Source organism: Sphingobacterium sp. UBA2480 (assembly GCF_002341965.1).
In the GTDB taxonomy this organism is placed as follows: domain Bacteria; phylum Bacteroidota; class Bacteroidia; order Sphingobacteriales; family Sphingobacteriaceae; genus Sphingobacterium; species Sphingobacterium multivorum.
In genome coordinates this window covers 64,467-90,873 of the sequence record NZ_DDPA01000001.1, presented here as the reverse complement: position 1 = coordinate 90,873, position 26,407 = coordinate 64,467, and the positions used below count along the sequence as shown (strand labels likewise).

At 37.2% G+C, this 26,407-nt stretch carries 24 protein-coding genes; 11 read left to right on the top strand and 13 right to left on the bottom strand.

All coding sequences use genetic code 11. The annotated features are described in order from the left end of the window. Positions 1-310: 310 nt before the first annotated feature. Together B3600_RS00380 and B3600_RS00375 are read right to left on the bottom strand one after the other, a co-directional pair. On the bottom strand, positions 311-760 hold the full coding sequence (locus B3600_RS00380) for a hypothetical protein (RefSeq protein WP_286751706.1): 450 nt from the start codon (positions 758-760) through the stop codon (positions 311-313). A 14-nt stretch (positions 761-774) separates the two neighbouring features. Beyond that, a complete protein-coding gene (locus B3600_RS00375; protein ID WP_286751705.1) occupies positions 775-1,380 on the bottom strand; it encodes a hypothetical protein in 606 nt (201 codons plus the stop codon). 439 nt (positions 1,381-1,819) lie between these two features. On the opposite strand from B3600_RS00375, the gene B3600_RS00370 reads away from it, so the two are divergent. The 5 genes from B3600_RS00370 (at position 1,820) to B3600_RS00350 (ending at position 4,976) form a co-directional block, all read left to right on the top strand. Next, positions 1,820-3,157, top strand: coding sequence for a hypothetical protein (locus B3600_RS00370; protein ID WP_286751704.1), 1,338 nt, complete (start codon positions 1,820-1,822; stop codon positions 3,155-3,157). 17 nt (positions 3,158-3,174) lie between these two features. After that, on the top strand, positions 3,175-3,567 hold the full coding sequence (locus B3600_RS00365; protein WP_286751703.1) for a hypothetical protein: 393 nt from the start codon (positions 3,175-3,177) through the stop codon (positions 3,565-3,567). 29 nt (positions 3,568-3,596) lie between these two features. Beyond that, the gene (locus B3600_RS00360; RefSeq protein WP_286751702.1) at positions 3,597-3,977 is read left to right on the top strand and encodes a hypothetical protein; all 381 of its coding nucleotides are present in this window, start codon (positions 3,597-3,599) and stop codon (positions 3,975-3,977) included. A 179-nt stretch (positions 3,978-4,156) separates the two neighbouring features. Further along, positions 4,157-4,546: a hypothetical protein gene (locus B3600_RS00355; protein WP_286751701.1), complete on the top strand. Its 390-nt coding sequence runs from the start codon at positions 4,157-4,159 to the stop codon at positions 4,544-4,546. A 49-nt stretch (positions 4,547-4,595) separates the two neighbouring features. Continuing rightward, positions 4,596-4,976 (top strand): hypothetical protein, encoded by a 381-nt coding sequence (locus B3600_RS00350; protein ID WP_286751700.1) that lies wholly within the window; start codon positions 4,596-4,598, stop codon positions 4,974-4,976. Positions 4,977-5,282: 306 nt separating this feature from the next. On the opposite strand, the gene B3600_RS00345 is transcribed toward B3600_RS00350, so the two are convergent. Together B3600_RS00345 and dinB are read right to left on the bottom strand one after the other, a co-directional pair. Continuing rightward, positions 5,283-8,330 (bottom strand): DNA polymerase III subunit alpha, encoded by a 3,048-nt coding sequence (locus tag B3600_RS00345; protein ID WP_286751699.1) that lies wholly within the window; start codon positions 8,328-8,330, stop codon positions 5,283-5,285. A 10-nt stretch (positions 8,331-8,340) separates the two neighbouring features. Further along, on the bottom strand, positions 8,341-9,489 hold the full coding sequence (dinB, locus tag B3600_RS00340; RefSeq protein ID WP_286751698.1) for a DNA polymerase IV: 1,149 nt from the start codon (positions 9,487-9,489) through the stop codon (positions 8,341-8,343). 62 nt (positions 9,490-9,551) lie between these two features. Here dinB and B3600_RS00335 point away from each other — a divergent pair, with 62 nt between their 5' ends. Further along, positions 9,552-10,352: an XRE family transcriptional regulator gene (locus B3600_RS00335; protein WP_286751697.1), complete on the top strand. Its 801-nt coding sequence runs from the start codon at positions 9,552-9,554 to the stop codon at positions 10,350-10,352. A gap of 47 nt (positions 10,353-10,399) precedes the next feature. Here B3600_RS00335 and B3600_RS00330 read toward each other — a convergent pair whose 3' ends face one another. From B3600_RS00330 to B3600_RS00295, 8 genes are all read right to left on the bottom strand, one after another. After that, complete coding sequence (locus tag B3600_RS00330; protein WP_286751696.1) at positions 10,400-11,374, bottom strand: hypothetical protein; 975 nt, start codon at positions 11,372-11,374, stop codon at positions 10,400-10,402. Positions 11,375-11,439: 65 nt separating this feature from the next. After that, positions 11,440-11,820, bottom strand: coding sequence for a hypothetical protein (locus B3600_RS00325; protein ID WP_286751695.1), 381 nt, complete (start codon positions 11,818-11,820; stop codon positions 11,440-11,442). Between the two features lie 23 nt (positions 11,821-11,843). After that, a complete protein-coding gene (locus B3600_RS00320) occupies positions 11,844-12,902 on the bottom strand; it encodes a hypothetical protein (RefSeq protein ID WP_286751694.1) in 1,059 nt (352 codons plus the stop codon). Between the two features lie 5 nt (positions 12,903-12,907). Further along, positions 12,908-13,225, bottom strand: a complete 318-nt coding sequence (locus B3600_RS00315) for a hypothetical protein (protein ID WP_286751693.1) — start codon at positions 13,223-13,225, stop codon at positions 12,908-12,910. Positions 13,226-13,231: 6 nt separating this feature from the next. Then, positions 13,232-13,681: a ribonuclease E inhibitor RraB gene (locus B3600_RS00310; RefSeq protein ID WP_286751692.1), complete on the bottom strand. Its 450-nt coding sequence runs from the start codon at positions 13,679-13,681 to the stop codon at positions 13,232-13,234. Positions 13,682-13,695: 14 nt separating this feature from the next. Beyond that, positions 13,696-14,205: a hypothetical protein gene (locus B3600_RS00305; RefSeq protein ID WP_286751691.1), complete on the bottom strand. Its 510-nt coding sequence runs from the start codon at positions 14,203-14,205 to the stop codon at positions 13,696-13,698. Between the two features lie 5 nt (positions 14,206-14,210). Next, the gene (locus B3600_RS00300) at positions 14,211-15,449 is read right to left on the bottom strand and encodes a hypothetical protein (protein WP_286751690.1); all 1,239 of its coding nucleotides are present in this window, start codon (positions 15,447-15,449) and stop codon (positions 14,211-14,213) included. A 28-nt stretch (positions 15,450-15,477) separates the two neighbouring features. Next, positions 15,478-16,878, bottom strand: a complete 1,401-nt coding sequence (locus B3600_RS00295) for a hypothetical protein (RefSeq protein WP_286751689.1) — start codon at positions 16,876-16,878, stop codon at positions 15,478-15,480. A 656-nt stretch (positions 16,879-17,534) separates the two neighbouring features. Here B3600_RS00295 and B3600_RS00290 point away from each other — a divergent pair. From B3600_RS00290 to B3600_RS00270, 5 genes are all read left to right on the top strand, one after another. Beyond that, positions 17,535-18,020: a sigma-70 family RNA polymerase sigma factor gene (locus B3600_RS00290; RefSeq protein ID WP_286751688.1), complete on the top strand. Its 486-nt coding sequence runs from the start codon at positions 17,535-17,537 to the stop codon at positions 18,018-18,020. 92 nt (positions 18,021-18,112) lie between these two features. Next, positions 18,113-19,009 carry a FecR family protein gene (locus tag B3600_RS00285; RefSeq protein WP_286751687.1) on the top strand — a complete coding sequence of 299 codons (897 nt, stop codon included), beginning with the start codon at positions 18,113-18,115 and terminating at the stop codon, positions 19,007-19,009. Between the two features lie 159 nt (positions 19,010-19,168). Beyond that, positions 19,169-22,243 (top strand): SusC/RagA family TonB-linked outer membrane protein, encoded by a 3,075-nt coding sequence (locus B3600_RS00280; protein WP_286751686.1) that lies wholly within the window; start codon positions 19,169-19,171, stop codon positions 22,241-22,243. Between the two features lie 11 nt (positions 22,244-22,254). Further along, positions 22,255-23,628 (top strand): RagB/SusD family nutrient uptake outer membrane protein, encoded by a 1,374-nt coding sequence (locus B3600_RS00275; protein ID WP_286751685.1) that lies wholly within the window; start codon positions 22,255-22,257, stop codon positions 23,626-23,628. Positions 23,629-23,780: 152 nt separating this feature from the next. Further along, positions 23,781-26,108 (top strand): alpha/beta hydrolase family protein, encoded by a 2,328-nt coding sequence (locus tag B3600_RS00270; RefSeq protein WP_286751684.1) that lies wholly within the window; start codon positions 23,781-23,783, stop codon positions 26,106-26,108. 26 nt (positions 26,109-26,134) lie between these two features. Here the strand turns inward: B3600_RS00270 and B3600_RS00265 are convergent, their stop codons facing one another. Beyond that, positions 26,135-26,389, bottom strand: coding sequence for a hypothetical protein (locus tag B3600_RS00265; RefSeq protein WP_100075202.1), 255 nt, complete (start codon positions 26,387-26,389; stop codon positions 26,135-26,137). Positions 26,390-26,407 lie beyond the last annotated feature (18 nt).

Sequence of the window (26,407 nt, the reverse complement as noted above, 5' to 3'; positions counted from 1 at the left end):
AGTTCAATAAAAACTGAATTCTTACTTGATTTCAAATGTCATGGCGTAAAAATTCATTCAAATTAGTGTAGTCTGCTTGTACAATGCAAAAGAGATTAAAGTAATTTTAGCAGAACTATCAATAGGTTCCGCGCAGAAAGCATTTCTAGTTGGGAAGATAAATCTTACGAAGATAATACTGCTTAACAGCAGTGGTAATATAGGCTTATGTACCCAATACAAAAATTACGTATGACGGTATACGCAGGTCTTTAATAAAAAGTTATAGGCCAAAACTTTATGAGGCTTCAGCCTATATTTTTTTGCTAAGTCAATTATTAATGTCCAATTCTTGAACTTTGGTTTCCAACCATTTAACCATATTATTTTTTCTTTCATCCATAGGGATCAGATTTTCATCAAGAAAGGACGAATAATAAACATTTTGAAAATCGTTAAAAATATCAAAACTATTCATCTTGATAAATTCGAGATTGCGCTCTTCATGCTCTTTCAATATTCGGTAGAGGTTATTGATCAGCTCGTCGTTAATTGGGGAAGCGAACTCAATATGGCTCAGTGATCCAAGAGAAACAATTACATTATTGTTATCGGTTCGCAAAATTCGACGGGACCATTTAAATTGCAGACAGAACACAGAGTTAGAAACTTTTTTCAGTTCCATATCTGTTTCAGAATCCATCACAAACCTGCCACCTTTAGAACTTATGGAATCAAGTTGGTAATTCGTAATTGTGTATTTTCCTTCGTCTTGTTGCATAATTAAAATTACATTTAATTTTTTGGTATATAAAGAGATCCAGTCCATTCGACCTGTTTGGTCCGTACTATCTCGTTATATTCATAAATTACATAATTAGCATATCCCCTCCACTGCCCGGTGCTCCCCACCACCCATCGTGTTACGCCAAAAAGGCTTCTCATCACCTTAATATAACTATATTCATCAATCGGATTATTTACATACTCAGTTTGATAATAACTGTTCTCCTCCCTAATATACTTACCTGTTAACGTAATTATTGCTCCTGGAATCTGATTTCCGGGTAAGGAAGGATCGGGCTGTGTAATGTCAATAGTAGTGTTAGCATTTGCCTTTTTGGAAATGTTTTCTCCATTTGAACGGGAAATACGGTATACCTTTTTTGTTCCGTCGGGCATGGTATGTATTTCGCGCCCATTGACGTAGTCCAGCTCCATTTTGTCCGGAAGCGCATTAAAAAACGAATCGACGGCTCGCTTTGCTGCCTCAGCAGAAATCTTGGGAGCAGTTAGTTTTTTCTCTTCTAATTTTTCGGTTTGTTGCTGTACAGGATCATCTTTTCTACAGGAATACATTATCACCAAAAGGGTAATGATAAAAAAAATGTTAGTTTTCATTAAAATGGCTTTTAAATATTTATTGATATCCATACAACACCAGCTCAAACAAATTGTTTGAATATTGGCATTATTTATTTTAGAAAATAAATATTTGAGACTTTGCGCTAGATTATTAGATCATCTAATAAAAATTACCAAAGGAAAATGCTGCCGGGCAGTACTTCCAACCTCCAAGATCATAGGACTAAATTCTCCACCAATTTGTTCAATAAAGCACTAATTCTAGGCGTAAACATTTTTTTTCATTTTCATCTGTATTTGACAGAGATACTACTTTTCGCCTCCATTTATTATATAGAAAAGATATTTCTTAACAAATTTCGCTAGACCAATTTTTTGCCTTTTGTCAAAAGTTTATAAAATTCTTGCGCGTAAATTAGTGTAATAATTCAATTGATGAAGAAATAGCCGATACACTAATCATAAAACCTATAATATGATCACATCAATTTTCAGAAAATTAATTTACGCAGTATTCGCAATTATAGTACTGCAATCTTGTGAAAGGGATACCAATTCATATTCACAAAGCGATGAAACCTCAATAGCACAAAAATGGTATGAGGATAATGGGAAACCTTTTCCCTTAGATTGGTCGAAAGCAGAGTTAGTAGCAGGAAATAATAATGAGAGTTCAACACTTGTCGTCCCCTTGGAAAACGGAACAACCCTCGGAGCAGATAACTCCATGCAACAAATCTTGGTTTTCACTATGGAAGCAAATAAAGTCATCAAAGGGAATAAAGTAAATTTTTTCTCAAATACTCGTACAGTATCGGTATTTTCCGGTGTTGCGATTTCCAATTTGATAAAAAACCAGACCTCCCGGAGCAAAGATCTGGGAAAAGTGTATTATATGATATACGATCTAAATGACACCTTGTTGTACAGCCAATCACTTGACTCAAGTGGCCTTAAAAAGGTAAACCTTCAATTGAAGATAAACGACGTCGATACTAACGTAAACAAAGAAAACAGCAAACCTGACACAAATAAAAATATACCTGTTGTATGCAGCGAGTGGTATCTTGTGGAATACTTTGATGACGGTACTGCATATTGGACTTATCTATATACAACCTGCAGTGGCACCGCTTCTGGAGGTGGTGGCGGTGGCGGAAATGGCAGCAATGGCGGTGGAAGTGGTGGAACGGCCTCCTATTTCGTTGAATCTCCAACAGAACCTATCAACCTCCAGCAGCTCATCGACTGCTTTAACAATATTCCCTCAAATGCACAAACAACATACAAGGTAACTATTCATACAGCACTTGCCGAACCAGGTAAACCCAATCAGGTATACAATGCTACAGATAAAACACCGGGACATGCTTATATAACTATGCAGAAAACCAACGGATCTGCGAGTCGTTCGCTGACTTTTGGATTTTATCCTTCTGCGGATTCCTGGATGAGCATACTAAAAAATGCAGAAGACTCATCAATTGGAAAGGAAGATGACGAAAAACGCAGAAGCGATGCCAGTTATACGATAAATGTAACTTCAACAGCATTTAATAACGCACGTAATGTTGCTTTATCTGGAAGTCTTCAAAAATATGATCTTAACGATTTTAACTGTACGAATTACGCCATACAGGTTTTTGAGGCTGCAATGGGGGGCGGAACGGGATTGCAAGTACCCAATAGCGCGGTTGGATATAAGACACCCTCAAGTTTATATTTAAGGTTAAGTGATATGAAGACAGCGGGAACCGCTGGTATCTCAACTACTACCACTCTGGCTCCAACCAGTACACCACCTTGCAACTAAACAAATTAAATAATAATATGAAGAAGAAAACAATGATGACGAAAACAATTATTATAGTTCTTACCGCTATGGTCGTAATTCCCAATCTGCCTTTTATAGGTAAGGACATTTCTCATCGGTTAGATGAGGGATATTTCAGATATTCCAATTTAGATGGTTCATACCAGATAACGCAAGATTTTCACTTTAAAAGCCCTGGTTTCGAAACATTTGGTTTCGAACAATGGATAAAAAGAACATCTCCCACCGAAGAGAACCGGAAGCTTTACAGATTGTACAAAATCAATCCATTATGCTTTTGGCGATGGAGCAATTATCTTAAACATGGTGTTCATTTTGACTATAAGGATCCCAGTATCATCGAAAAGAATATGGAGAAGAAAAAGGTCGATACCACTAAAGTAATGTAGTATTAGGTCGTGTTTGGTCAGAAAAGGATATGAAAAGAAAATTTATTACAGGAATTATACTATCTGTTCTGGTGATACCCAATACACCGGTTATAGGTACGGAGATATTGAAGGCCATTGATGGTGACCATTTTCGATATGCTAATGCAAACGCTTCTTTTACCGGTGTAGAGTATATGGATACATATACTCCTTGGATGAGCAAGTGGGTAACATTTGGATTTATCTATGATACTAAGCCGGAAATGGTCAATATGGAAATTTTTAGGTTGTATAGAATTAACCCACTGTGTTTATGGCGCTGGCGCTATTATTTAACCGTAAGCAAAAATTTCGAATACCGCGACTGGGAAAAAATAAAGCCGAACAGAGTACCCTTCAAACCATCAAATAGATGGCAGGACTTCTAATTTTCCTAAAAAGATCAAATGGAAGTAGCCTAGTATTGTTCTATAATAAGCGACCTTACACTTATAAAAACTCTCATTTAATGGGAGTTTTTCTAATAATAAGATCATAACCAAAAATACGTGCAACGGTCTTTCATACCTTAAGTAATGAGGATCGCCTGCAACTAAACAAAAGAGAGATGAAGAAGAGAAATATGAAGAAAGCAATTATAATAGTCCTTGGCACTATTCTCCTGATTCCAAATCTACCTTTTATCGGTAAGGATATCTCCCACCGGTTAGATGAGGGATATTATCGATATGCAAATTTAGATGGGTCATATACAATAATCCAGGATTTTAATTTTAAAAGCCCAGGTTTCTCAGACCTTCATTTTGAATATTGGGTAAAAATGAAATCTCCCGCCCAGGAAAATCGGAAGCTTTATAGATTGTACAAAATCAATCCATTATGTTTTTGGAGGTGGAAAAACTATTTAGTTAATGGTGTGCATTTTGACTATATGGACCCCGATATCATCGAAAAGAATATGGAGAAGAAAAAGGTCGATGTCTCTAAAGTAATGTAACATTAGGTCGTGTAGTTCCGCCAGTTAGCACGAATTGTCAGAAAAGGATATGAAAAGAAAATTCATTAAAGGAATTGTACTATTTGTGTTGGTTATACCCAATACACCAATTATAGGTACGGAAATATTGAAGGCCATAGATAGTGATCATTTTCGATATGCTAATGCAAACGCCGCTTTTACCAGCATTGAATACATGGAAGTTTATTCCCCTTGGATGAGCAAATGGACAACTTATGGATTTATCCATGATACGAAACCGGAAATGGTCAATATGGAAATTTTTAGGTTGTATAGAATTAATCCACTGTGCTTTTGGCGGTGGCGATATTATTTAACTGTTAGCAGACATTTCGCGTATCGCGATTGGGAAAAAATAAATAAAAACAGAGTTCCCTTCAAACCATCTAATAGATGGCAGAAGTTTTAATTTTATATAATTAGGAATCTTTCCGCTTGGAAAAACTCTCATTACATGGGAGTTTTTTTAAAATACATCAATAAAAAAACGCATCTTTAAAAGATGCGTTTAAAAACTAATAACCATGAAACGTATTAAAACTGTAAGCAGCCTAATACGTATGTTTGAAAAATATTATATTCTTAATATTGGCAAATTACATGACCTTTATTCGAGATAAGATTCTCAATTTTCAATTGCAAATTTAAGCATTAATTTCAAATCTGCCTACGGATTTCCATAATCTCATTAATTCATTTTCCTTATTGATAGCACTTAAAACATCTTTTTTCTCGGAAGACCAATTTCACTTTCCTGTGGATAAGGAGCACGAAAAGTCATACTGACATCTTCTTTGATCCGTTGCTGGGCCTCATATTTCTTTTCCTCATCATGCGAATACCTTGGATCAGCAATAAATGGCATCTTTGCCATCTTAGTAATGGTGATCGTCGGAAAATGGAAATCCACCTCCACTATGCCCAATAAAAGATAACATCCCCCACCCTGAAAGGGATACTTTTCGAGGCAGTCCGGAAAATGGGCTGTGTCAAAATAATTCCCGTTGGCATCTATCCACGTTCCAAAAAACATTGTTCCCCGCTTGGTCGGAACATGTTTCCTTGAAATAAGGTAAGCCAGCATCTTTACTTCTTTTTTGTGATGTACAGTGAGATCTTTCGCCATAACAGTTCCTCTATATTTTGTCTGAAGTAGATCGAAAGGTGTACAGGATACCGGAAAACTCAAAATCTCGATTTCGTCGAAAGCATCCTCAAACACATTTCTTTTTAACTCCGGAAATTTGTATTCCTTGATCGGTTCTTCAAAAAGAGTCTGAAATCTTTTCTCCGGTTTAAAATCACCCAACAGAACTCTTGCCTTCAATAAAAGCTCGTTCTTTGGAACACCTGAAAAACGGAATGCTCCGATAAAGATCAGCGTCTGCAGCGTTTCAATACCAATTGGAATACGTTTAATAAAATCTTCCATAGATTTATAATCGCCATTCCTTCTCCTCTCCTCCGGAATCAATTGAGCAATCCTAGATTCTACCTTTTCAAGCAACATCAGTCCCAGATATATTTCATCACCGTAGATCGTTGTTTCATACTCACTTTTATTGACACAGGGATTCAAAATCTTCCCGCCCGACATCCTGGCTTCATGGATATACACTTCAGTCCTATAGAATCCCCCCATATTGTTTATGGCAGATACCATGAACTCCAATGGATAATAAACCTTAAGATATAAGCTCTGATAACTTTCTACGGCATAAGAAGCTGAATGGGCTTTACAGAAAGAATATCCTGCAAAAGATTCGATCTGCCTGTAGATTTCTTTACTCAATTCCTCGGGATGCCCCTGTTTTCTGCAAGATGCAAAAAAATCATCCTTAACTTTTTGAAGTGCCGAAAGTGACCTACCTTTTCCTGACATAGCCCTTCTGAGAATATCACCATCTGCAGCCGATACCCCTCCATAATGAAGCGCGATCTTGATCACATCTTCTTGATAAACCATAATGCCGTAGGTCTCCCCTAACTGCTTCTCAAAAACAGGATGGAAATATTCAAACTTGTCAGGATTATTGTGCCTGAAAATATATTCACGCATCATTCCCGATTGCGCAACTCCCGGTCTGATAATAGACGAAGCAGCAACCAATACTTTGTAATTATCGCATTTCAATCTTCGCAGTAATCCCCTCATCGCGGGTGATTCAATATAAAAACAGCCTATCGTCCTACCCTCACTTAAATATTCATTGCATTTTGCCTCATCTTTTGAAATAGTGGTATCCTTAATATTAACCTTGATTCCCCTTTTTTCTTCGAGCAGCCGAACAGTATCGTTGATCGTGCCAAGACCCCTTTGCGATAAAATGTCAAACTTTTCAAACCCGATTTCCTCGGCGACATGCATATCCCATTGTACAATGGGAAATCCTTTTGGTGGCATTTCAAGCGATGTAAAATTTGTCAATGGTTCTTCGGAAATAATAATCCCACAGGAATGCATAGATCGCTGGTTCGGAAATTTCTCGAGCAGCTTACCATACTTCTGCACCTGTTTTACAACATCATCGCGAAATACCCGTTCCGGATTTTTGCTCAGCTCATCAAGTTCCTCCTTGGGTAAACCGAATGCTTTTCCGACTTCCCGAATAATCGAACGGTATTTAAATTCTACATTGGTTCCACAAAAAGCTACAAACTCCTTTCCATATCTATTGAAAATATAATCCAGAATGATATCTCTTTCCTGCCATGACCAGTCGATATCAAAGTCAGGTGGACTTTTCCGGTTAAGGTTAAGGAACCTCTCAAAATAAAGGTCAAGCTCAATCGGACAGATATCAGTAATGCCGAGGCAGTATGCTACAATAGAATTAGCCCCACTTCCCCTTCCCACATGCATAAACCCCATGCTATTGCTATATCTGATGATATCCCAGGTGATGAGAAAATAACCACTAAAGTTTAATTCATTTATGACTTTTAGCTCCTTTTCGATTCGCTGTTTTGCCTGTTCATGATTTCTCCCATATCGTCGCTCCAAACCTGCATAAGCTAATCGGGTAAGTAATTTAAGATCATCTGCCTTTGTTCCCGTATAGTGTTTTCTGTTTCTTGGCGCTCCAAATTCAAATTCAAACCTGCATTGTGAAAGCAACTTTTTCGTATTCTCAATAATTTGGGGATGGTGCCGATAAATTTCATGTACTGATTGAACGGTACGGAAATATTCAGATTTTCTGCACACTTCGGTATCTGAAAGCTTGGACAGCAGGGTATTGTTATCGATCGCACGTAAAATCCGGTGGAGATTATACTCTTTCTTTGTGCTGAATGTAATGGGACAAAGAATAACCATTTTGGATATCAACCTTTTCAATTCAGGTCGTATCAACAGATTGAGCTCATCCTCGCATATTCCAACATATTCATTGTCACCAAGGTTTTTAGGAATATTACTCAAAGGATAAATAATAAAATTGTTTGCTAAATCCGGCTGTAAAGGTAAATCAGCACCATCGCAATTATATGAGGTCAGCATTTTGTTTACTTCTGACAGCCCTGTAAATTCCTTAGCAATTGTAATATAGTAGAGTTCACTTCCCTTGCGCACTTCGACCCCTACAATCGGACGGATATTATTTTCTTCACATTTCTTTTTGAATTCATAGACGCCGGTCACCGTGTTGATGTCTGTCAATACGAGTTCCTTTATCCCCAAGGCTAAAGCCTGAGAAATCAGGTCGTCTATGGAAAGTGTTCCATAGCGAAGGCTATGAAAAGAATGACAGTTCAAAAACATACCTGCGCATTTATCGTGAAAAATTAAACCCTACTGCACGACCCACCGCATCTTTACCAAAACGGTTTTTGATATTATCCATCGCCTGATATAAATTGATCAGCTCAGCATTGTCCTCAAAAAGATTCATCTGGTAACTTCCGTGAACAAGATCGGTAAATCGTAAACCCACCAAACGCAGACGCATACGTCTTGTGTAAATTTTATCAAAGAGCTCCAGCGCAACGCGCGCCAATGTATGATCCGAGGAAGTATAGGACACTCGGCATTGCTTGGACTCCGTATCAAAATTGGAGTATCTGATCTTAATCACTACAGTGGAAGTCAGCCACTTTTCCTGACGGAGCTGATGAGCAAGTTGTTCTGCCATACCTGATATCAGGCTTTTAACCTCAAAGACATCCATCGTATCACTGCTAAAGGTTCTTTCTTTAGAAATTGACTTTCTTTCGGAATATGGAATAACAGGAGTTTCATCGATACCGTTCGCCTTCTTCCAAAGATCTACTCCATTTTTTCCGATCATCTGCTGTAGGACATCGACAGGCATTTCTGAAAGTGTGCCGATAGTCCGGATACCGACTCTCGAAAAAAGCTGGAAAGTTGCACTGCCGACCATAGGCATTTTTTTTATAGACAAAGGATTTAAAAATGACTGAACACCAAATGAAGGAATCTCTCGATGTCCATGAGGCTTTGACTCGCCAGTCCCGATCTTACTTACAGTTTTATTCGTCGATAGTGCATAACTGATAGGTAAACCTGTTTCCTTCTCGATCTTGGCTCCGAGTTCATTGGTCCATTTATAAGCTCCGAAAAACCTGTCCATCCCAGTTAGATCTAGATAAAACTCATCGATTGAAGCTTTTTCCATTACTGGGGCACTTCCCTCTATCACCTCAGTAACCATATGTGACATCTTGGAATACAGTTCCATATCTCCTTTGACAACTTTTGCTTGCGGGCAGAGACGAAGCGCCATTTTCATGGGCATAGCTGACCGTACTCCAAACGTTCTTGCTTCATAGCTACATGAAGAAACAACACCCCTGTCACCTCCACCAATGATCAGTGGAATCCCGTCTAAACTGGAATTTATCAGTCTTTCGCAGGATACGAAAAACGTATCCAGATCCAAATGCACTATCGATCGCTCCATATTGTTTACTAATTTATTTAGCAAAATTGATAAGATTTTTCACAATTTATATTACATTTGTTGTGAAAAATATTCACAAAATGTCAACACGCTCTATTTTAGCTGATAACATAAGGTATTTAAGGATGCAGCAGATACCGGAACTCTCGCAACAGCAGATTGCCGACAGGCTGTTTGTGACAAGAGTTTCTTATGCAAAATATGAGACCGCAAAAGCTTCGCCCCCGCTGGAAGTTTTGCTAGCGATTTCAAGATATTATCACATCAGTACAGATCTGCTGCTGACCGTAGATCTTAGAAAATACAAGCTGGAAGAAATGCTCAATCTTCCCGACAATAGAATTTTACTGCCGATAAAAACAGATTTACTTGGCGAAAATAAAATTGAAATTGTCCCCTACAAAGCCTCAATGGGCTACCTGTCAGGATATGCTGATCCAGAATATATTGAAGGTCTGCAAACAATGTCACTACCATTCCTTCATAATGGAAAGTATAGAGCTTTTCCAGCAGTAGGCGACTCAATGCCTCCCTATCAGGATGGCACTTACATTGTTGGAAAATACGTAGAGAGTATTCAAGATATCAGTGTAGGTAAAACGCATGTACTGGTAACCCGCACAGGATTTACTTTCAAACGCATTGAAACTATCAACGACAGATCCATTACCGTAAAATCTGACAATACATTTTATGATAGTTACGATATTTCATTTGCCGACCTTTGGGAGATTTGGCAATATGCAGGCAGCTTTTCATCTAGAGAACAGGAAATAATTGACTTCGCTGGAAATGACATAAAATCAATGCTGATAAAGCTCCTGGGTGAAGTTAACGATCTTCGAAAATCTTTTGAAAAATAATTTTAGCATTCACCTTAATGAACCCTTTGATAACGCCACTATTCTATTTAGATATAAGTTTTTATCCACTTCGCAGACTTCAAAAATCGTTTTGCTGTGTCATCACTCCATTGTAGCCCATCAGGAAAATTGTAATTTTTACAGTTATCATTATCCAGAATGTAACTCGAGATTTGTAATAGTTTGCTAGCTCCAATGCTTACGCACAATTCTTGCAATTTTTTATTCCAACTCGCTGAAGGATTTGTACCTCTACCTGTATCTAAAAAATGGATGAGAGCAACTTTAATCTCAAAATCATTCCAAATGTTTTCTGACAAGTACAAAGACAGGATATCGCTAATAATTTTATAACACCCCTGCCTATTTTCTACTTGAAACTCTTTTAGATAATCGATCAATTCATTATCTTTTTCTGTTACTAACTTTAAAATTTTCTTGAAACAGATAATATTATGATGGTATTCGATCTGAGATATAATAAGCGATATGTTTTTCACAGTTTCAAACTTCAACCTTGGAGAGGCCCGTTTAAAAATGCCACGGACATGTTGAATTTTCAATATATCTTCAAGAAAATTACTGTTTGGGGAAACAAAATAATTATATTTAAGATACTCGGATGTATGTAAAAAATCTTCTGCTGAAAATACTATGTTTTTATCATCCACAAATTTGGGAATCAAATTGTTTTGCAGTAAAGAACCTAATCTTGCAATATACAGCGATCTTAAAAATGCTCCATTGAATGCATTGTTGTAATGAAGAAGCTTTGGAAGTATATACTTATGGCTCGCGCTCTCAATTTCAGATGAAACAATTTCATTGAACAGGATTTCTAATTTCTTTTCTGTATTAAACTGCTCCTCAGTATTGCTAGTTAATTGTTCATGATGCCAAAGTAGTAAGTCAAACCAACATTGAATCTTTTCAAAATCATCGTTAGAAATATTCAATTCTTGCGCTAAAATCCTCGATTTAACCAATTCATCATTTTTGAAAATTGTGTACTGATCATTCATTATCACATATTTAGTTCTTTCTCACAAGCTAATATCATAAATAAAACTTTACAAGATAGTTTTTATCATTCAAACTGCGGATAAACAAAATTATAACTCCCAGTTTTCACTCTTTCTACTATAGCGAATGGTGGTATCACAATTCCGATTTCTGCTTTCCGGTTTTCACCGACCAGCTTACCAACCTTTGTGAAATTTTTATCGCTTATCTTCCATATATACCAATTATCAGATACTTCTATCATAACCTCACCAGCTCTTTTACCATAATCATTTGTATCTCTAAAAATGACATTCCGCAAAGTGTGTTTAACGGGACTCGTCCCTTCTTTTGTAAAGTAATTTTGCTTTACCCCGAGATTTATGATGGTATGGGCATGAAAGTCAATTTCACCTGATAATACAGAAAATATATCTCCAATCTTAGTTCTTATTCTTTTCTCCATACCTTGCTTTTATTGATTTGTACTCAGTGGGAAAGTCGTGTATCCTCATATTTACTTCTTTCCGTTTTCAACGATACAAGCCAATCCAAATACATATTTTCAGGCATATTTCTATATCCAATTTTATGAATATGCTTGTACTCTTTATTCATCAACGTAAACAGCTTCTTTGCATCGGGGTTACTGAGGGCAGCTTCGATATCAGCTGCATTCTCGTGCTTCATTATTTTTTCAAATTGGCTTTTGTGAGTCTCCGCCTGCAAGATCAAAGCGGTGGCTAAAAATGGATATATCTCAATTGCCCTTTCAGCACATTTTAATGGAAAAAATCCATCGTTATCTGGAAAATTTCTATTATAGGCATTTGCTAAATCAACCAGACATAGAGCAAGACTTTCTTTGTCATTTAGAGCCTTCATATAAACACCGTTTTGAATAGCGTCTAAATGGATAAAGCCTGATGCCATGAGCCATGCGTCTTGCGGAAATATACCACTGGTAAGTTCTGTATTAAACCATCCAATAGATTTGATATTATGTTTGATATAAACATGATTTGGTGCAAGCGCCAAATTAGCGGTTACGCCGAGCTCTTCAGCCAAAATTTTATATAAATAAGGCATCGAATTACAATTTCCTTTCTGAGATCCCAATAGTTTTGAAACAAACAAATTTGGTAAATCTTTGTGTCCGAATACATCTTCGAAATCATAGCTGAACGGTTTGTAATTTAAAGTATCTTTCCCAACTATTACCTGCGTTTGTTGTGTTAACACTGTATATATAGCTGCATATTTAGTAACCGTTTCCTGGTCATTTTCCGAATATAGAAGCTTTCTATTCTTCGTTAGCTGATTACAAAATCTAGTTAGAAAACTGATTTTTTGATTCAGCATAGCTGTATCTAATTTCCCTTGGTAATATGCGTTTTCGACACTGAAAACCGCTGTTTTAAAGCTATAAGGCTGTTTGCCATTTAACATATTGTCGATAGCCTGATAGGCATCTGAATAAAACATGTTATTTTGACTCTTAACTATGCTAAATGCAAGCAACAATAGCCCACAAAAAAGGTTTTTCATAAGTACTAAAAATTGTTTTCGATATGATCAACAATATCAATTGCCAAAATATCACTTGTTTTTCTTGGGTAAATTTTTGAATATTCTCTTACTAGCTCATCCAGAACGGACAACTGACAGAGTACTTCGTAATATGTGTTATTTTCCCTGTAATCTTTTCCACTCACAGTCTCGTCAATTATAAGATGATACTCAGCATCGACATTGACCGAGAGTTCAGCATATATAAAAATTAGATTATGACCCATTAAACCCGAGGTTTGGTCTAATAGATTGTTAATGAAACCTGTTTTAAGTGCCTCGATTATTTCAGCTAATTTCATTTCTTATTATTTAACGGCGATCTGCCATCCGTCAAATGCGCAATTGTACTTTGTTGCAACTTGTGACATTCCCTTACTCCACCCTACCAGTGCACCAACTTCAAGAGGAGTAGTATACCCCATAACAACAAACTCTTTTTTATCCGCAGAAATTTGATATTCCGCAGTGTACTTCATATATCTTAAATGATCTGTAAGTTGCTTTGCCTGCTCTTCTTCTTTACAGTAAAAATAAAATTCAATATTACGCTTAGAATTTTTGTCAATACCAGCTTTCTCTAAATTTTTTATCGCTTGAGCATCCAAATCTTCGGTAGATAAACCGTTATCGGGTGTTGCAGTTTCAACTATCTTATAATTTACAACTGACGAGGCATCCTTTAGTTGTTCATCTTTCTTTTGGCTACAAGAAAATAGAATAATCGTAGCAAAAAATAGAAATATTTTCTTTCCCATAAGCTCACGTTCTATTATTCAAAATCAGGATAAAAAAAATTATAATTGCCCGTTTTCATTCTATCAACAATATCATAAGGATTTACTATTACTCCTAATTCAGCTTTTTTATAGTCTCCTTCTAGCTTACCTACATGTGTAAACTTCGCATCATTAATGCGCCATACGTACCAATTTTGAGATATCTTAATCGGTTCATCTCCCCGTCTATGCCCAGAATCACTTGATCCTCTAAATAAAATATCTTGAATATTGCCGACATTCTGGCTATTTCCAACGGATTCCCACAGATTAAATTTTACGCCGAATTTTGTGACACAATGTGCATAAAAAAATATTTCTCCATTAACTATTTCATCAAGATTTGGTTTTGCATTAATAGGGTATATTTTTTTAAATGCCCTAATTACATCACTGTTCAATTGGGTTTCATCGAAAGCGATTAACTGCATATATCTTTTTTCTGTTTCGTTTATTGGAACGGAAAAAATGTCTCCTATTTTGGTATTTACTCGTTTAGCCATAATTATTATTTTGGTGGTGTAACACCGTATTTAGTCCACTTTGACGGGGCAATTGAATTTATTTTATTTAAAAGCTGTCCACCATTTTTCTGTAAACCGTACTGATTTATCAGATTTTGTTCTGCCACCCTTGCCTGTTGCAAAGTTAATCCTTCCTGGACAACCTCGTATCTTAATAAACTTTTCTCTCCACCTTTTGCTAAGTGCTCGCCAAATCTAACAGTAGGTCTAACTGATCTACCTACATAGCTAACTTCTCCTGCAGCATTAACACCCTGATATATTGAATGAGCTCCTTCTGCGGCTTCGGACACAACCGCCGCTTTTCTGAGCGCGCTGAAAACACCGCCTGTTGCAGCTCCAAGTACTGCGTCCTGAACTAATGGATTTTCAGCTACGAGCATTTGAATATCTGTCTTTCCCCGGGAATCAGGAATCGGACCAATTGTGGCTTGGCTAGTGCCTAACTGCCCTTCAATCGTTGCCGCACCAGTTTCAATATTTCCGGTTTGATAAACGCTTGTCGTAGTTGACACAATATTAGCAAAATTTGTACTGATAGAACCATCCTGTCCTAGTGCGTAGCTTGTCTTAATACCATTTTTTGTAACGTGATATCCTTCAATCGATTCGGCATTGCTTCCGTATTTAGCCTGCACCTGAGAATTTCCTGTAACACTGGGATCGAAGAAAATCCGATTCCCGTCTTTAACCCAGTCTTCAGGGGCCATTCCCGTTGGATCGGCGTTTCTAAGCGGATTATTTAATGCATAGTTATACGGAGACCAGCTTGAAAATTCTTCACTCAATGGATCAGGGCTGATCCAACGTCCGTGGGTATCACCAATAGGTTGCGCATCGGGATCATCTAAATTAATCTCCATTAACCCAGAAATGCTATCCTTTTTTACATTGTATTTGACAGAGCCTATAATAACAATGCTGTCCTGATCATGAAATTCAAGGTATTTACCCTTACTCAGCGTAGCTACCTTCGGATAATAGCCATATTTTTTAAATGGGTTACCCGCCTCGATATTTTTTCTTCTTCTTTCCGCCTCAACTGGCGTTAAGGAATCTCTGGTTTTTAGCACCTCACTCATGTAAGGTCTCGCTTTTTCTTCTTTGGTAAGTTTTACCGGATTGACCCACTCCTTTTTACCGGTCAATTTCTTATTCTGTTTTACCTGCGCTTGGTTAAATCCAATAAAAAACAGCAGAATAAATAATAAAATCCTTCTCATATTTAAGTTTGTATTTCGAATTATATGGTTATAAAAATTCCTTTGGAATAGCATACACTTTAGGACTTTCCTTCTTCGGTGTAATTGCTTTTACCTTTTTAGCTTCTTCACGCTGCTTTTGGGCGTTGAGTAGTCTTACCCGTTCCGCAATCTCATCACTTTTTTGCTTATTTTCGGTACTATTCAATGATCCTAACCATTGTTCATACTGCTCCGGAGGCATCTGGGCAAAACCTGATTGATCGATGTAATCAAAACCAGCCTTGATACCCAGAAACTGATCTTCCAGGGGCGGATAGCTTCTGATCTTTTGCAGCTGTTCTTTATTTTCAGGATCGATACCTAGACGGTTACAGGCTTGCATAAACCTCATTTGGTCAGTATTGCTTTTCCATAGGGTTGCATTAATATTGTTCGGATTCAGCTCCAGCGCCTTACCTAGAACTTTGGCAACAAACTCGTCATAGCCAAATTTGTGGATATACCCGCTGGCGAGATCCACATAAGTCTGCGAAAGAACATCTTTCTTTGTTAAATTTTGCATATAAAGCTTATTCTTGAGGGCTTCAGCTTTAATATATCCAGAATTCAGAACAAACGAATTTGCTGAAAACATCCCGTTGGTCAACTCTACGCTCAACACTTCGCCATCATTATCCTTAAAACGTATATAAGAATGGTTAGGTGACATAACCAAAAAGGCTTCTGCACCGATCTGTTCTGCCAAGATCAAATACAACAATGGCATAGAATGACATTGGCCACTGTTGGATTTCATCAGTTTGGAAACAAACATTTTACTGTAGTCTTTTGCCCCCATATAGTCATCAAAATCATATTTGACCGCTTTGTGGACAACTTTTCCATTCTGCTTGGTATCCTGTGCAAAGTATTTGAAAATTGAAAGGTTTTTAGCAACATTGTCAGATTCATCAATACCATTTTTCTTAATATCTTGCCTGATTATCGAAGTAGCTTTCTGTATCTGCTGCTGATAATCCGACTGAAAATTCCTGTCATTATTGTTGTATGCATTTTCAACGATAAATACAGCATCTGCAAGTGTATACCCGTCGGGATCGAGCTTTAGTAAATTATCATAGGCCCTGTAGTAAGAATCAGTTCCTTTCTTTTCGGATAAAGAGCTGAGATTATAGCGTTTTGCATCAGCTTCTTCCCTGATTAAAGCTATCTGACGTTCAACCTCTTTGTTAATCTCTTCCTGATCGTCTTGGTGGGTAGTCTTTTTTTTATAAAGATTTGAATTAGCATTAATATTTGGGGAGGCAGGTCTAGGGGTGGGTTGATTATTCAGACCCGCAGGTATATTGTAAAGATTGGTGACACTAGGTCTTTGCGGCAGATTTGGAATCTGTCCATAGATATAGTGATAGCATAAAAATAAGCTAAATAATAATATTTGTCTCATCTCATAGGTGTGTTTTTTAAGGTTAATTTTGGCTTCGCAATATATTTTAATTTATAACACTACGGTATCCGTATTTTCACGGAAATATTATCAGATTCTCTGATCGATTGTTGTTTATCAAAGATCTATAAGCGAAATTATACTGTCAGAACGACAAAACATGTCGTATAATAGATAAAATTATAAGGTATTAAACTGATGCATTCCTGGAAAATACAAAAGGCATGAAACCAGATACGTCATCTTTGAGAGGTACTGCGAAGAACCCATAACCTAATGACGACCTAGCCCATGCCCGTATGACGATGCACAGGCGTAAGTCTGTCAATAGGAGGTTATTTGGAAGTTTCGCAGTTTTCTCAAACCTTTTTGACAGCTTACGCTTTATTTTCGATAAAATTTAGGGTGCTAAGATATAAATATTTTTATAAACGATAATTATTATCACTAAAATATGAAATAGATTTCAAAAATTCTGATAAATGGGAAAAAACGCCCATAAAGTACAATTGAGCTCAGTGTTTACACCACAACAATGCAAATATATTACTAAAATAAATAATTTTAATAAATTATACTTAAATTTGTAGAACTGCGAAATTCCTAAATAACCTAGAATGCCGTTATTTTCACGTCATACAAACAATCACGATCTTATGTTTCAGCAAATTTATGATACATATTGGAATCGTATTTTTGTTATGGTGGCCCGTAAAGTCAAAGACCGCGATGATGTATTCGACGTTATGCAGAATATCTTTTTTCATCTATGGATCTACAGGAATTCACTTACCGAGCACAACACTGAAAGTGCAATCGTAAAAACTTGCGTTCAGGAGATTTCAAAATACTTCTCGAATCTGAATAAGCAACCTTATACCACAGAAATAAGTAATCTCCAATTACCCGATGACTCTGCCGAACTTCTCCAGGCTCAGCTTGAAAAAGACAGAGAACTCGAACTTTTACAGTTGAATATTGACCAGCTTCCTCCCATAAGAAGGAAAATTTTCACCATGAACAAGTATGAGGGCATTACTCAGGAAAAAATCGCAACACACCTCAATATATCCACTAAAGCTGTAAAAAAGCAGATTGGAAAGGCACTTATATTTCTTCGAGAACATCAAAACCATTCTTAAATTTTGTTAATTTCAGTTAATTTCAGTTAAAGTTTTGTTTACAGGGGGGCTATTATTGCCGTTTTCGGGTATACATAATAAAGCCATTTATTATGAACAGGAGAAAACACTCCCAACAAACTGCGATAGATGAAGCAAAAGACTTATGGGATAGCCTCACAAATGATTCAGATGCAGATATAGAGCCTCCTACAGAGAAGGAAGCAAAGGAATTTCATCAAAAACTTTATGCGAGAATAGAAGGACATGAAGCAAAAAAGAGAAGGAGAAAGACGTTTCGTTATTCTTCCATGCTGATCGCCGCTTCCCTGGTCATTATTTTCAGTATAATAGCCTACAGAACGCTCTTTCTACCTGAAGTATATAGGGCATATCATGATGATTTGAAAGTTACTTTAAAGGATGGATCAACAGCTATCTTGGCAAAGGGAGCCATATTAACGGTCGAGAAATCATTTCCAGCAGCAACAAGAGAAGTCTTTCTCACAGGGGATGCAGTTTTTAATGTAACCAAATCCAAAAATCATCCCTTCATCGTACATGCGGGACTTTATGAAACAAAAGTTCTGGGTACAGTTTTTAAAATCACCCAGCATAAAACAGCCTTCAATGTTGATCTGTATGAGGGCAAAGTGCAGGTTATAAAAACTGAAAAACCAGCAGAAACATTTATTATACATCCGAAAGAGACATTCTCCAATCAAGGCTCTAAAGATGTTGCAACAATTGTTGATACTAAAAGTAAAGGTCAATCTCAAACCAACAATTCGGCGACTGTTTCATTAACTGATTTAGAACTTTCTAATGCCATAAAAATTTTAGAAAATACCTACGGCATAAAAATTCTGTTCCCGTCAGCGGTTGCAGATTCAAAAATTAGTGCTACAAAAGAAAAAGCCACAGCAGCAGATTTGATAAGACTCATCTCACTCAAACTAAACCTAAAAACCACAAAAATAAATGATAAAACATTTCAATTGGAGGAATAGACTATGGTCGATCAATACTCCTGCCCTGATTCCGTACTCCTAATGAAACTGGTGTGGAAGAATACAATAAAGAGACCGACGGGTGCAACCGTCGGCCAAGAAGTATTCAACCAATAATTGTTCGATAGATTACTAATTATAAATACTAATGCAAAAATAATGAAAAAAATTTGCAGTGCAGTACTATTGATTCTCTTCTTATCAATAGCCTGCCAAGGGCTTTATGCCCAAGAAAAACTCTCCACAAAGAGGGTAAATTTTGAAACTGGAAAAACGACTGCATCAGAAGCTGTAGGGAAATTTCTATCAGAAAATGTAAAAGATAAGATTTACTCAAACGATGATCTTAAAGATTATTCGGTTCAGCCAACTAAATGTAAAAATGAACTGTTAATGGACTGTCTCAATAAAATTTTGAGGGATGTTCCCGTCGAAACTTTTATTGACAATAATAGCGTTATCATCAGGCCGAAAAAAAATAAATCAACCTCGGCAATAATCGAAAGCTCACCCCCTATACTTGCTAAAGCCGATACCACATCCACAGTCTATAATACAAAAGTTATTGATGAAGTTATCCTGAACGCCGGATACTATAAGGTCAGCAAAAAAGAACAAACCGGAAGTATTGCTAAAGTTAGCGCTAAAGAAATCGAAAACCAGCCTATATCAAATGTGCTGGCAGCTGCACAGGGACGTATGGCTGGGGTCAGCATTGTGCAGAGCAGTGGTGTTCCTGGCAGTGGCTTTCAGGTCCAGATTAGAGGTAAAAACTCGTTAAGAAGTGATGGCAACAATCCACTGTATATTGTCGACGGCGTTCCAATAGGCAATGAAGTGAAAACGTTTGGATTTACATCTGCAATATTGCCTATGTCAAGTATCAGCCCTTTAAATAGTATCAATCCGAATGATATCGAAAGTATTGAGGTCCTAAAAGATGCGGATGCAACCGCAATCTACGGTTCCCGCGGTGCAAATGGGGTCATTCTAGTCACAACGAAAAAGGGTAAATCGGGCAGGCTAAGCGTGTCACTAAACTCATCATACGCACTCAGTAACGTAATGTCGAGATTGAAAATGATGAATACTGAACAATATCTCAGTATGCGGAAGCAGGCATTTTTCAATAGTGGAATCAGCACATATCCAGCAAATGCTTATGACGTTAATGGTACATGGAAAGCGGACAGGTATACTGACTGGTCTAAAAGACTAATAGGAAATACAGCAACCGCATCCAATACCCAACTACAATTAACAGGTGGTAGTGAGACAACATCATTTCTTCTAAGCTTGGGGCATAATGAACAGTCCACTGTTTTTGGCAATGATTTTAAATATACCACAAATAGTATCACCACTAATATTGCACACCGGTCAAAAGACAAAAAGCTGAATCTTGCGGTTTCAAATATGTTCAGCATTCAAAAAAACAATGTTATAAATTCGGACATTACCCGAAGTGCATTTTCTCTGTCTCCGAATGCACCTGCCCTTTACAATGATGATGGAACACTGAATTGGGAGAATAATACCTGGAGCAATCCCGTTGCAGCATACAATGCTACATACTCGAACCAAAACATCCAGTATTTGACAAATCTTAACATCGCATATGATCTGTTTAAAAATATCACACTAAAACTAGGTGGAGGGGTTAATTATCAAGCTTTTGAGGAATGGAATATCAGTCCGAATACCATCTATAATCCTGCGTATGTAACCGGACAGTCAAGTGCCTATTCAAAGGCTTCCAAAAATAATCAGAATAGACTATCTTATATTCTGGAACCACAGATTAACTGGAAATTCAGTCATGAAAACCATGCCCTTGATATTTTGGTAGGAGGCACATTTCAAAATGAAAACAACTCCTATGGCTCAATGAGCGGTACAGGCTTCGAAAGTAATGCACTTATCCACAATATATCCGCAGCAAAAACAAAAACGATCGAAGATCAATACAACACGCAATACAGATATGTCGCATTTTTTGGAAGAGTAAACTACCAACTTGATAAAAAATATATCCTGAATATCACCGGGAGGCGTGACGGATCAAGCCGTTTTGGACCAAATAAGAAATTTGCAAATTTTGGCGCGGTAGGTGCAGCATGGCTATTTTCTGAGGAGAATTTTCTGAAAAATTCGAGTTGGCTCAGTTTTGGAAAATTACGTGGAAGTTTTGGAACAACAGGTAGCGACAATATTGGAGATTATGGGTATCTGGATACCTATACCGTCTCTTCATCCATTTACGATGGTGTAACAGGTCTGGTCCCTTCCCGTCTGTTCAATCCTGATTTCAGTTGGGAAAAAACCAAGAAACTTGAAGCTGCAATCGAAGTGGGATTATTCAGGAATAAAGTAAATATTAATACCGCCTGGTACCGCAACCGTTCATCCAATCAATTAGTCGGCTACCAACTACCTACAATGACTGGCTTTTCCTCTGTACTTGCGAACTTGGATGCCACGGTGCAGAATACTGGATGGGAATTTGAATTGAACGCGAAACCTTTTTCCAAGGGAAAATTCCAATGGGAAACTTCATTTAACATAACTTTTCCCAAAAATAAACTAATTTCTTTTCCGGGACTCGAGGGCTCAACATATAGTAATACCTATGTTATTGGCCAACCTACCTCAATTGTTAAGTTATTTAATCTTGAAGGAATCGACCCTAAAACAGGCACTTATATTTTCACAGACTACAATGGAGACGGCAAAATCTCTTCTGCGGACGATGCCAAAATAGTAGAAAACATCGGAGTAAATTTCTTTGGCGGTTTAAGTAGCAGCTTACATTATGAGAACTGGGATTTCTCTTTCTTATTTCAGTTTGTAAAACAGAAAAGTAGAAATTACAACTACATCATACCTTCCCCGGGGATAATGAACAATCTTCCAGTTGAAGCGTTGGATGTCTGGTCGCCAGAAAATCCGGGCGGCTTTTATCAGCCTTATAAGGCCAATGCATCGCCTAACCATTCCATATTCCAGAATAGTACTGCATCGGTATCAGATGGGTCCTTTATCAGGCTAAAAAATGTGGAATTGGCTTACAATATCCCTTTAAAAAACACATCATTCAGAAGTATAAGAATATACTTTCAAGGCCAAAATCTCATCACGTGGACAAAGTATTTTGGCATCGATCCGGAATTCGCAACTATTGGCTACCTCCCGCCTTTACGCACATTCTCATTTGGTTTAAAATTAAATCTTTAAAATATCTCAAAATGAAAACACACATATTCATATATACAATACTGGCAATTTTACTACTACAGGTTAGTTTATCATGTGAAAAAATGCTGGAAGTAGACGTGCCCGAAAACCAGATTCCTACTGAATCGGTTTTTGAGACCGTGCAGACAGCTAATGCTGCACTTGCTGAACTATACGCGGGGTTATGGAACAGTTCACCGCTCGCTGGGAACCAAACAGGTAGATTACTGGGAAGTTATACAGACGACCTTACCTATTATGGAACAAATTCTACGACGGGACTGTACGATATCTTTCAAAATCAGCAGATTGATAGCAATGCCGCAATAAGTACATACTGGGCCTCAGCATACAGATTGGTGTATGTATCGAACGCCATATTGGAAGGAACAGAAAAATCTTCAACAATTCCTGCCACTGAAAAGCAGCGAATAAAAGGTGAAGCACTGATGGTAAGGTCAATACTGTTTTTCTACCTACACCAAATTTTTGGCGATATTCCCTATCCTACTTCAACAGATTATCAGATAAATCAATCCTTATCAAAAATCCAATCATCAGAAGTGATGACGCAATTGGAAAATGATCTCAACACTAGCATATCATTACTAACGGATACTTACAGAAGTACAGAAAGGATCATCCCTAACCGTAAGGTTGCCCAGCTGATGCTTGCAAAAATCTATATGCTACAATCCAAATGGAATAATGCTGAAACTTTATTGCGAACTATAATTCAAAGCTCCCTTTATCAACCTGAAAATGATCTCAGCAAGGTTTTTACAAAAAGTGGATCACATATTCTGTGGCAATTAAAACCAAAAAACAATGGCGATGCAACCCAGGAAGTAACTGCCTATTATTTTACAGGCGCAGCCCCTTCCAATTATGCGTTATCCCAAAATTTGGTAAACATCTTCACTGCTGGCGACCAGCGTAAAAATCAGTGGATGGCAACTGTTACTGTAGGACAAAATACATGGTACAGGGCCGCAAAATATAAGGCACTTACAAATAATACATCGGAATTTTCAGTTGTATTTAGATTAGAAGAGGTGTATCTCCTTTTAGCTGAAACGCTTGCCCAACAGGATAAAATAGCTGAAGCACTTCCTTACCTGAACGTAACACGACAACGCGCAACATTGGCAGCACTTGTGATACCGATTTCAAAACAGAGCTTACTTGATGAAATCCTATTAGAAAATAGAAAAGAATTCTTTACCGAAATGGGGCATCGATTCCTCGACCTTAAAAGGATGAATAGACTAAATGATCTTCTATCCATTAAAACAAATTGGAAAAGCTACCATAGCTATTGGCCTTTGCCGCAAAAGGAGTTATTGCTAAATCCTAATCTGAACCCACAAAATACCGGATACTGATTATGAAAAAGATATTAATTTTCCTACTAATCCTTCTAAATATTATAGGAAACTGCCAATCTAGGGTTACTAATGATACTTTACAGCAATGGATATCAAGATATCACACCATAAATAACCTTACCTATTCGCCCGATACAAACTATGTGGCTATGCGAAAAATATATTCGACCAACAGCGATACCGCTGTAGTATTGGACGCCAACAGAACAAATAACCAGCTGGCAACCATACTTAAAATGCCAAATAATATTTTCTTAAAAAACAGCAGTTTATTCTCCTACGGAAATGGAATAGCACAGCATAGCAATTTACATAAACAAACAACGGTTAAATATGAAAATATGAGGTTTGCAGATATCCTTTTTGAACTAAATCAGTACTTTATTATTGATAACAGTGGAACATTGAAACTTTATGGTGCAGCGAATCAATTATTGCAATCAGTGGCAAATAGCCAAATGTTTACAACAGATAAAAAAACTTCGTTGTTTCTGAATTTTAAAGAAGGTCCAATGAATAAAGTGGCACGTATAGAAGGTGATAAAAGAGTAATTTTATTTGAAACCCAGCAGGAAATTAAGCAAATGATCCTGCCTTCTGACAAAGATCTGATACTCTGCCTAACTGATCCGAAGACAAAGAAATTGCAGCTGGAAATTATTGATACCCAGCATGGAAAACAAACAATATTATCAGGTATTGAGCCTCAAAAAGCTGACTTCGTTGAAGTATCTCAGGTTAAAGATGGTAAAGCGTATTTTATTACCTTCGCAAGTAGACGAAAACCATCAAAGGAGAATTTTTTGGATATCTGGTATGGAAAAGACAATGATCTAGGCGCAAAACAGGCAGGATCAACAGACTACCTTTATTATCTATGGAACAAGGATACAAACAGGACATATAAGTTACCCGACACTTATCCGATCTACAGTAACATTGACAGTGAAAGGTATGTTTTGGCTTTTAATCCATTGGAGGAATTTAAGAATCTAACATTGCATCCCTTTTTAAATCTGAAACTATATGATACATCAAGCGGAACCTTTACCGAAATTTTTCATCAGGTTACAAAGGACATCGTACATTCATCCGACGGACGTTTTATTATGTCTCTAAACCCCAATGATCAAAAATGGAATCTCTATGACGTTAAAACTGCCAGCAACTTTATTATTGATAAGCAAAGTTTACAGAATCCGACATTTTCCGAGGATTTTAAAACCATCCTTTTTGAAAGTTTCAATGACATCTGGATTTTTGATATAAAAAGCCAAACACTCTTCGCTGCTGGAATATCAAAAAAGCAGGAGGCTAGAATTTTAAATGCTGAGCGAAAAACCACGAATCCCGTATTCGGGTTTAAAATGAATATGCTAAACAACAAGCACCCACTGTTGATAAGAGCAGTAAATAAGATCACAAATAGCAGTACTTATAGTACGTTTTATAAGGGTGAAAAAAAGATTGCCTTTCCTTCAACAGAAAATCGCATCAAAGAAATTAAATACGACCAAGATCTGAAGAATTTTGCAACAATCGAAGAGAATTTCAACATGGCACCCAAGATCTTCACTTCAAAAGTTGGAAGCAAAAACAAAACTGAAATTTTTGATACTGAGGATAAAACTGGACCAACTCTTAAACAGGAAATTGTACAATATAAAAATTCTCTTGGAACACCTTTGAAGGGAGTCCTTTACTATCCGACGGGATATGATCACAGTAAAAAATACCCAATGGTGGTCTACATATACCAGATAAAAAGTACCCTATCCAATTTTTATCCCCTTCCAGCAAATGAACCGACGGGGGTCAACAGACGAACCCTCTTGGAACATGGTTATTTTGTATATGAACCGGATATCGTCTTTGATGTAAGAGGGCCTGGTCTTGCCGCATTGGATTGCGTAAATAGTGCACTCGATGTATTATCCACTTACACTGCCATTAATAAAAATAAGATTGGACTGACTGGCCATTCTCTTGGCGGATATGAAACCAATTTTATTGCAACGCACTCCGACCGATTCGCCGCTTTTATTGCAGGTGCAGGATATAGTGATATAACTTCCCGCTATTTTTCCTATGATTATCATGAACAAAAGCCTAATCACACCAGATTTGAGACCGGACAGTATGAAATGAACAAACCTTTTTCAGAGGATAAACAACTTTATCTAAAAAACAGTCCAATAAATTACGTGGAAATGGTTAAAGCGCCTGTTCTGATCTGGAACGGTGTCAAAGACGATATTGTACCTGCTGAACAGGCTATGGAATTCTTTATGGGACTAAAGCGGAACAATCTTCCTACAATTGCCCTATTCTATCAACAGCGAGAACATGATCTGGGATGGAACACCAAAGAAAGTATGGACATGAACAGAAGAGCACTTGAATGGTGGGATTATTTTCTAAAAAATAAAACCGATATTCCTTGGATCGAAAAAGAAATTAAAAGGGATGCTTCATAGCATCCCCTTACTAATAAAGCCAACGACTAAGGTAGGATTTCGTGAAGAACCTTTCCACATTCAGTTGGACTGATAAATCTTTGCAATTCCACAGAATTATCAGCAGACCAGGTACAAACAGGATTGGTTTCCTCTTCTCCACACATTTGTTCAGTCTCAATACACAGCCCTTGGCTTTCATCAAAGCGATAAGCTGTTTCGTTAAATTTTGCCATGTTTCCGGCAACTGCTGCACCGGCACCCATTGCTACAATGAGTGCAGGCAATAACAATTTTTTCATCTTAATTTGTTTATAATT

Excerpts from the sequence above, each read along its gene's own strand:
- B3600_RS00380 (WP_286751706.1), bottom strand. The coding sequence starts at position 760 with ATGCAACAAGACGAAGGAAAATACACAATTACGAATTACCAACTTGAT.
- B3600_RS00375 (WP_286751705.1), bottom strand. The coding sequence starts at position 1,380 with ATGAAAACTAACATTTTTTTTATCATTACCCTTTTGGTGATAATGTAT.
- B3600_RS00370 (WP_286751704.1), top strand. The coding sequence starts at position 1,820 with ATGATCACATCAATTTTCAGAAAATTAATTTACGCAGTATTCGCAATT.
- B3600_RS00365 (WP_286751703.1), top strand. The coding sequence starts at position 3,175 with ATGAAGAAGAAAACAATGATGACGAAAACAATTATTATAGTTCTTACC.
- B3600_RS00360 (WP_286751702.1), top strand. The coding sequence starts at position 3,597 with ATGAAAAGAAAATTTATTACAGGAATTATACTATCTGTTCTGGTGATA.
- B3600_RS00355 (WP_286751701.1), top strand. The coding sequence starts at position 4,157 with ATGAAGAAGAGAAATATGAAGAAAGCAATTATAATAGTCCTTGGCACT.
- B3600_RS00350 (WP_286751700.1), top strand. The coding sequence starts at position 4,596 with ATGAAAAGAAAATTCATTAAAGGAATTGTACTATTTGTGTTGGTTATA.
- B3600_RS00345 (WP_286751699.1), bottom strand. The coding sequence starts at position 8,330 with ATGTTTTTGAACTGTCATTCTTTTCATAGCCTTCGCTATGGAACACTT.
- dinB (WP_286751698.1), bottom strand. The coding sequence starts at position 9,489 with ATGGAGCGATCGATAGTGCATTTGGATCTGGATACGTTTTTCGTATCC.
- B3600_RS00330 (WP_286751696.1), bottom strand. The coding sequence starts at position 11,374 with ATGAATGATCAGTACACAATTTTCAAAAATGATGAATTGGTTAAATCG.
- B3600_RS00325 (WP_286751695.1), bottom strand. The coding sequence starts at position 11,820 with ATGGAGAAAAGAATAAGAACTAAGATTGGAGATATATTTTCTGTATTA.
- B3600_RS00320 (WP_286751694.1), bottom strand. The coding sequence starts at position 12,902 with ATGAAAAACCTTTTTTGTGGGCTATTGTTGCTTGCATTTAGCATAGTT.
- B3600_RS00315 (WP_286751693.1), bottom strand. The coding sequence starts at position 13,225 with ATGAAATTAGCTGAAATAATCGAGGCACTTAAAACAGGTTTCATTAAC.
- B3600_RS00310 (WP_286751692.1), bottom strand. The coding sequence starts at position 13,681 with ATGGGAAAGAAAATATTTCTATTTTTTGCTACGATTATTCTATTTTCT.
- B3600_RS00305 (WP_286751691.1), bottom strand. The coding sequence starts at position 14,205 with ATGGCTAAACGAGTAAATACCAAAATAGGAGACATTTTTTCCGTTCCA.
- B3600_RS00300 (WP_286751690.1), bottom strand. The coding sequence starts at position 15,449 with ATGAGAAGGATTTTATTATTTATTCTGCTGTTTTTTATTGGATTTAAC.
- B3600_RS00295 (WP_286751689.1), bottom strand. The coding sequence starts at position 16,878 with ATGAGACAAATATTATTATTTAGCTTATTTTTATGCTATCACTATATC.
- B3600_RS00290 (WP_286751688.1), top strand. The coding sequence starts at position 17,535 with ATGTTTCAGCAAATTTATGATACATATTGGAATCGTATTTTTGTTATG.
- B3600_RS00285 (WP_286751687.1), top strand. The coding sequence starts at position 18,113 with ATGAACAGGAGAAAACACTCCCAACAAACTGCGATAGATGAAGCAAAA.
- B3600_RS00280 (WP_286751686.1), top strand. The coding sequence starts at position 19,169 with ATGAAAAAAATTTGCAGTGCAGTACTATTGATTCTCTTCTTATCAATA.
- B3600_RS00275 (WP_286751685.1), top strand. The coding sequence starts at position 22,255 with ATGAAAACACACATATTCATATATACAATACTGGCAATTTTACTACTA.
- B3600_RS00270 (WP_286751684.1), top strand. The coding sequence starts at position 23,781 with ATGCGAAAAATATATTCGACCAACAGCGATACCGCTGTAGTATTGGAC.
- B3600_RS00265 (WP_100075202.1), bottom strand. The coding sequence starts at position 26,389 with ATGAAAAAATTGTTATTGCCTGCACTCATTGTAGCAATGGGTGCCGGT.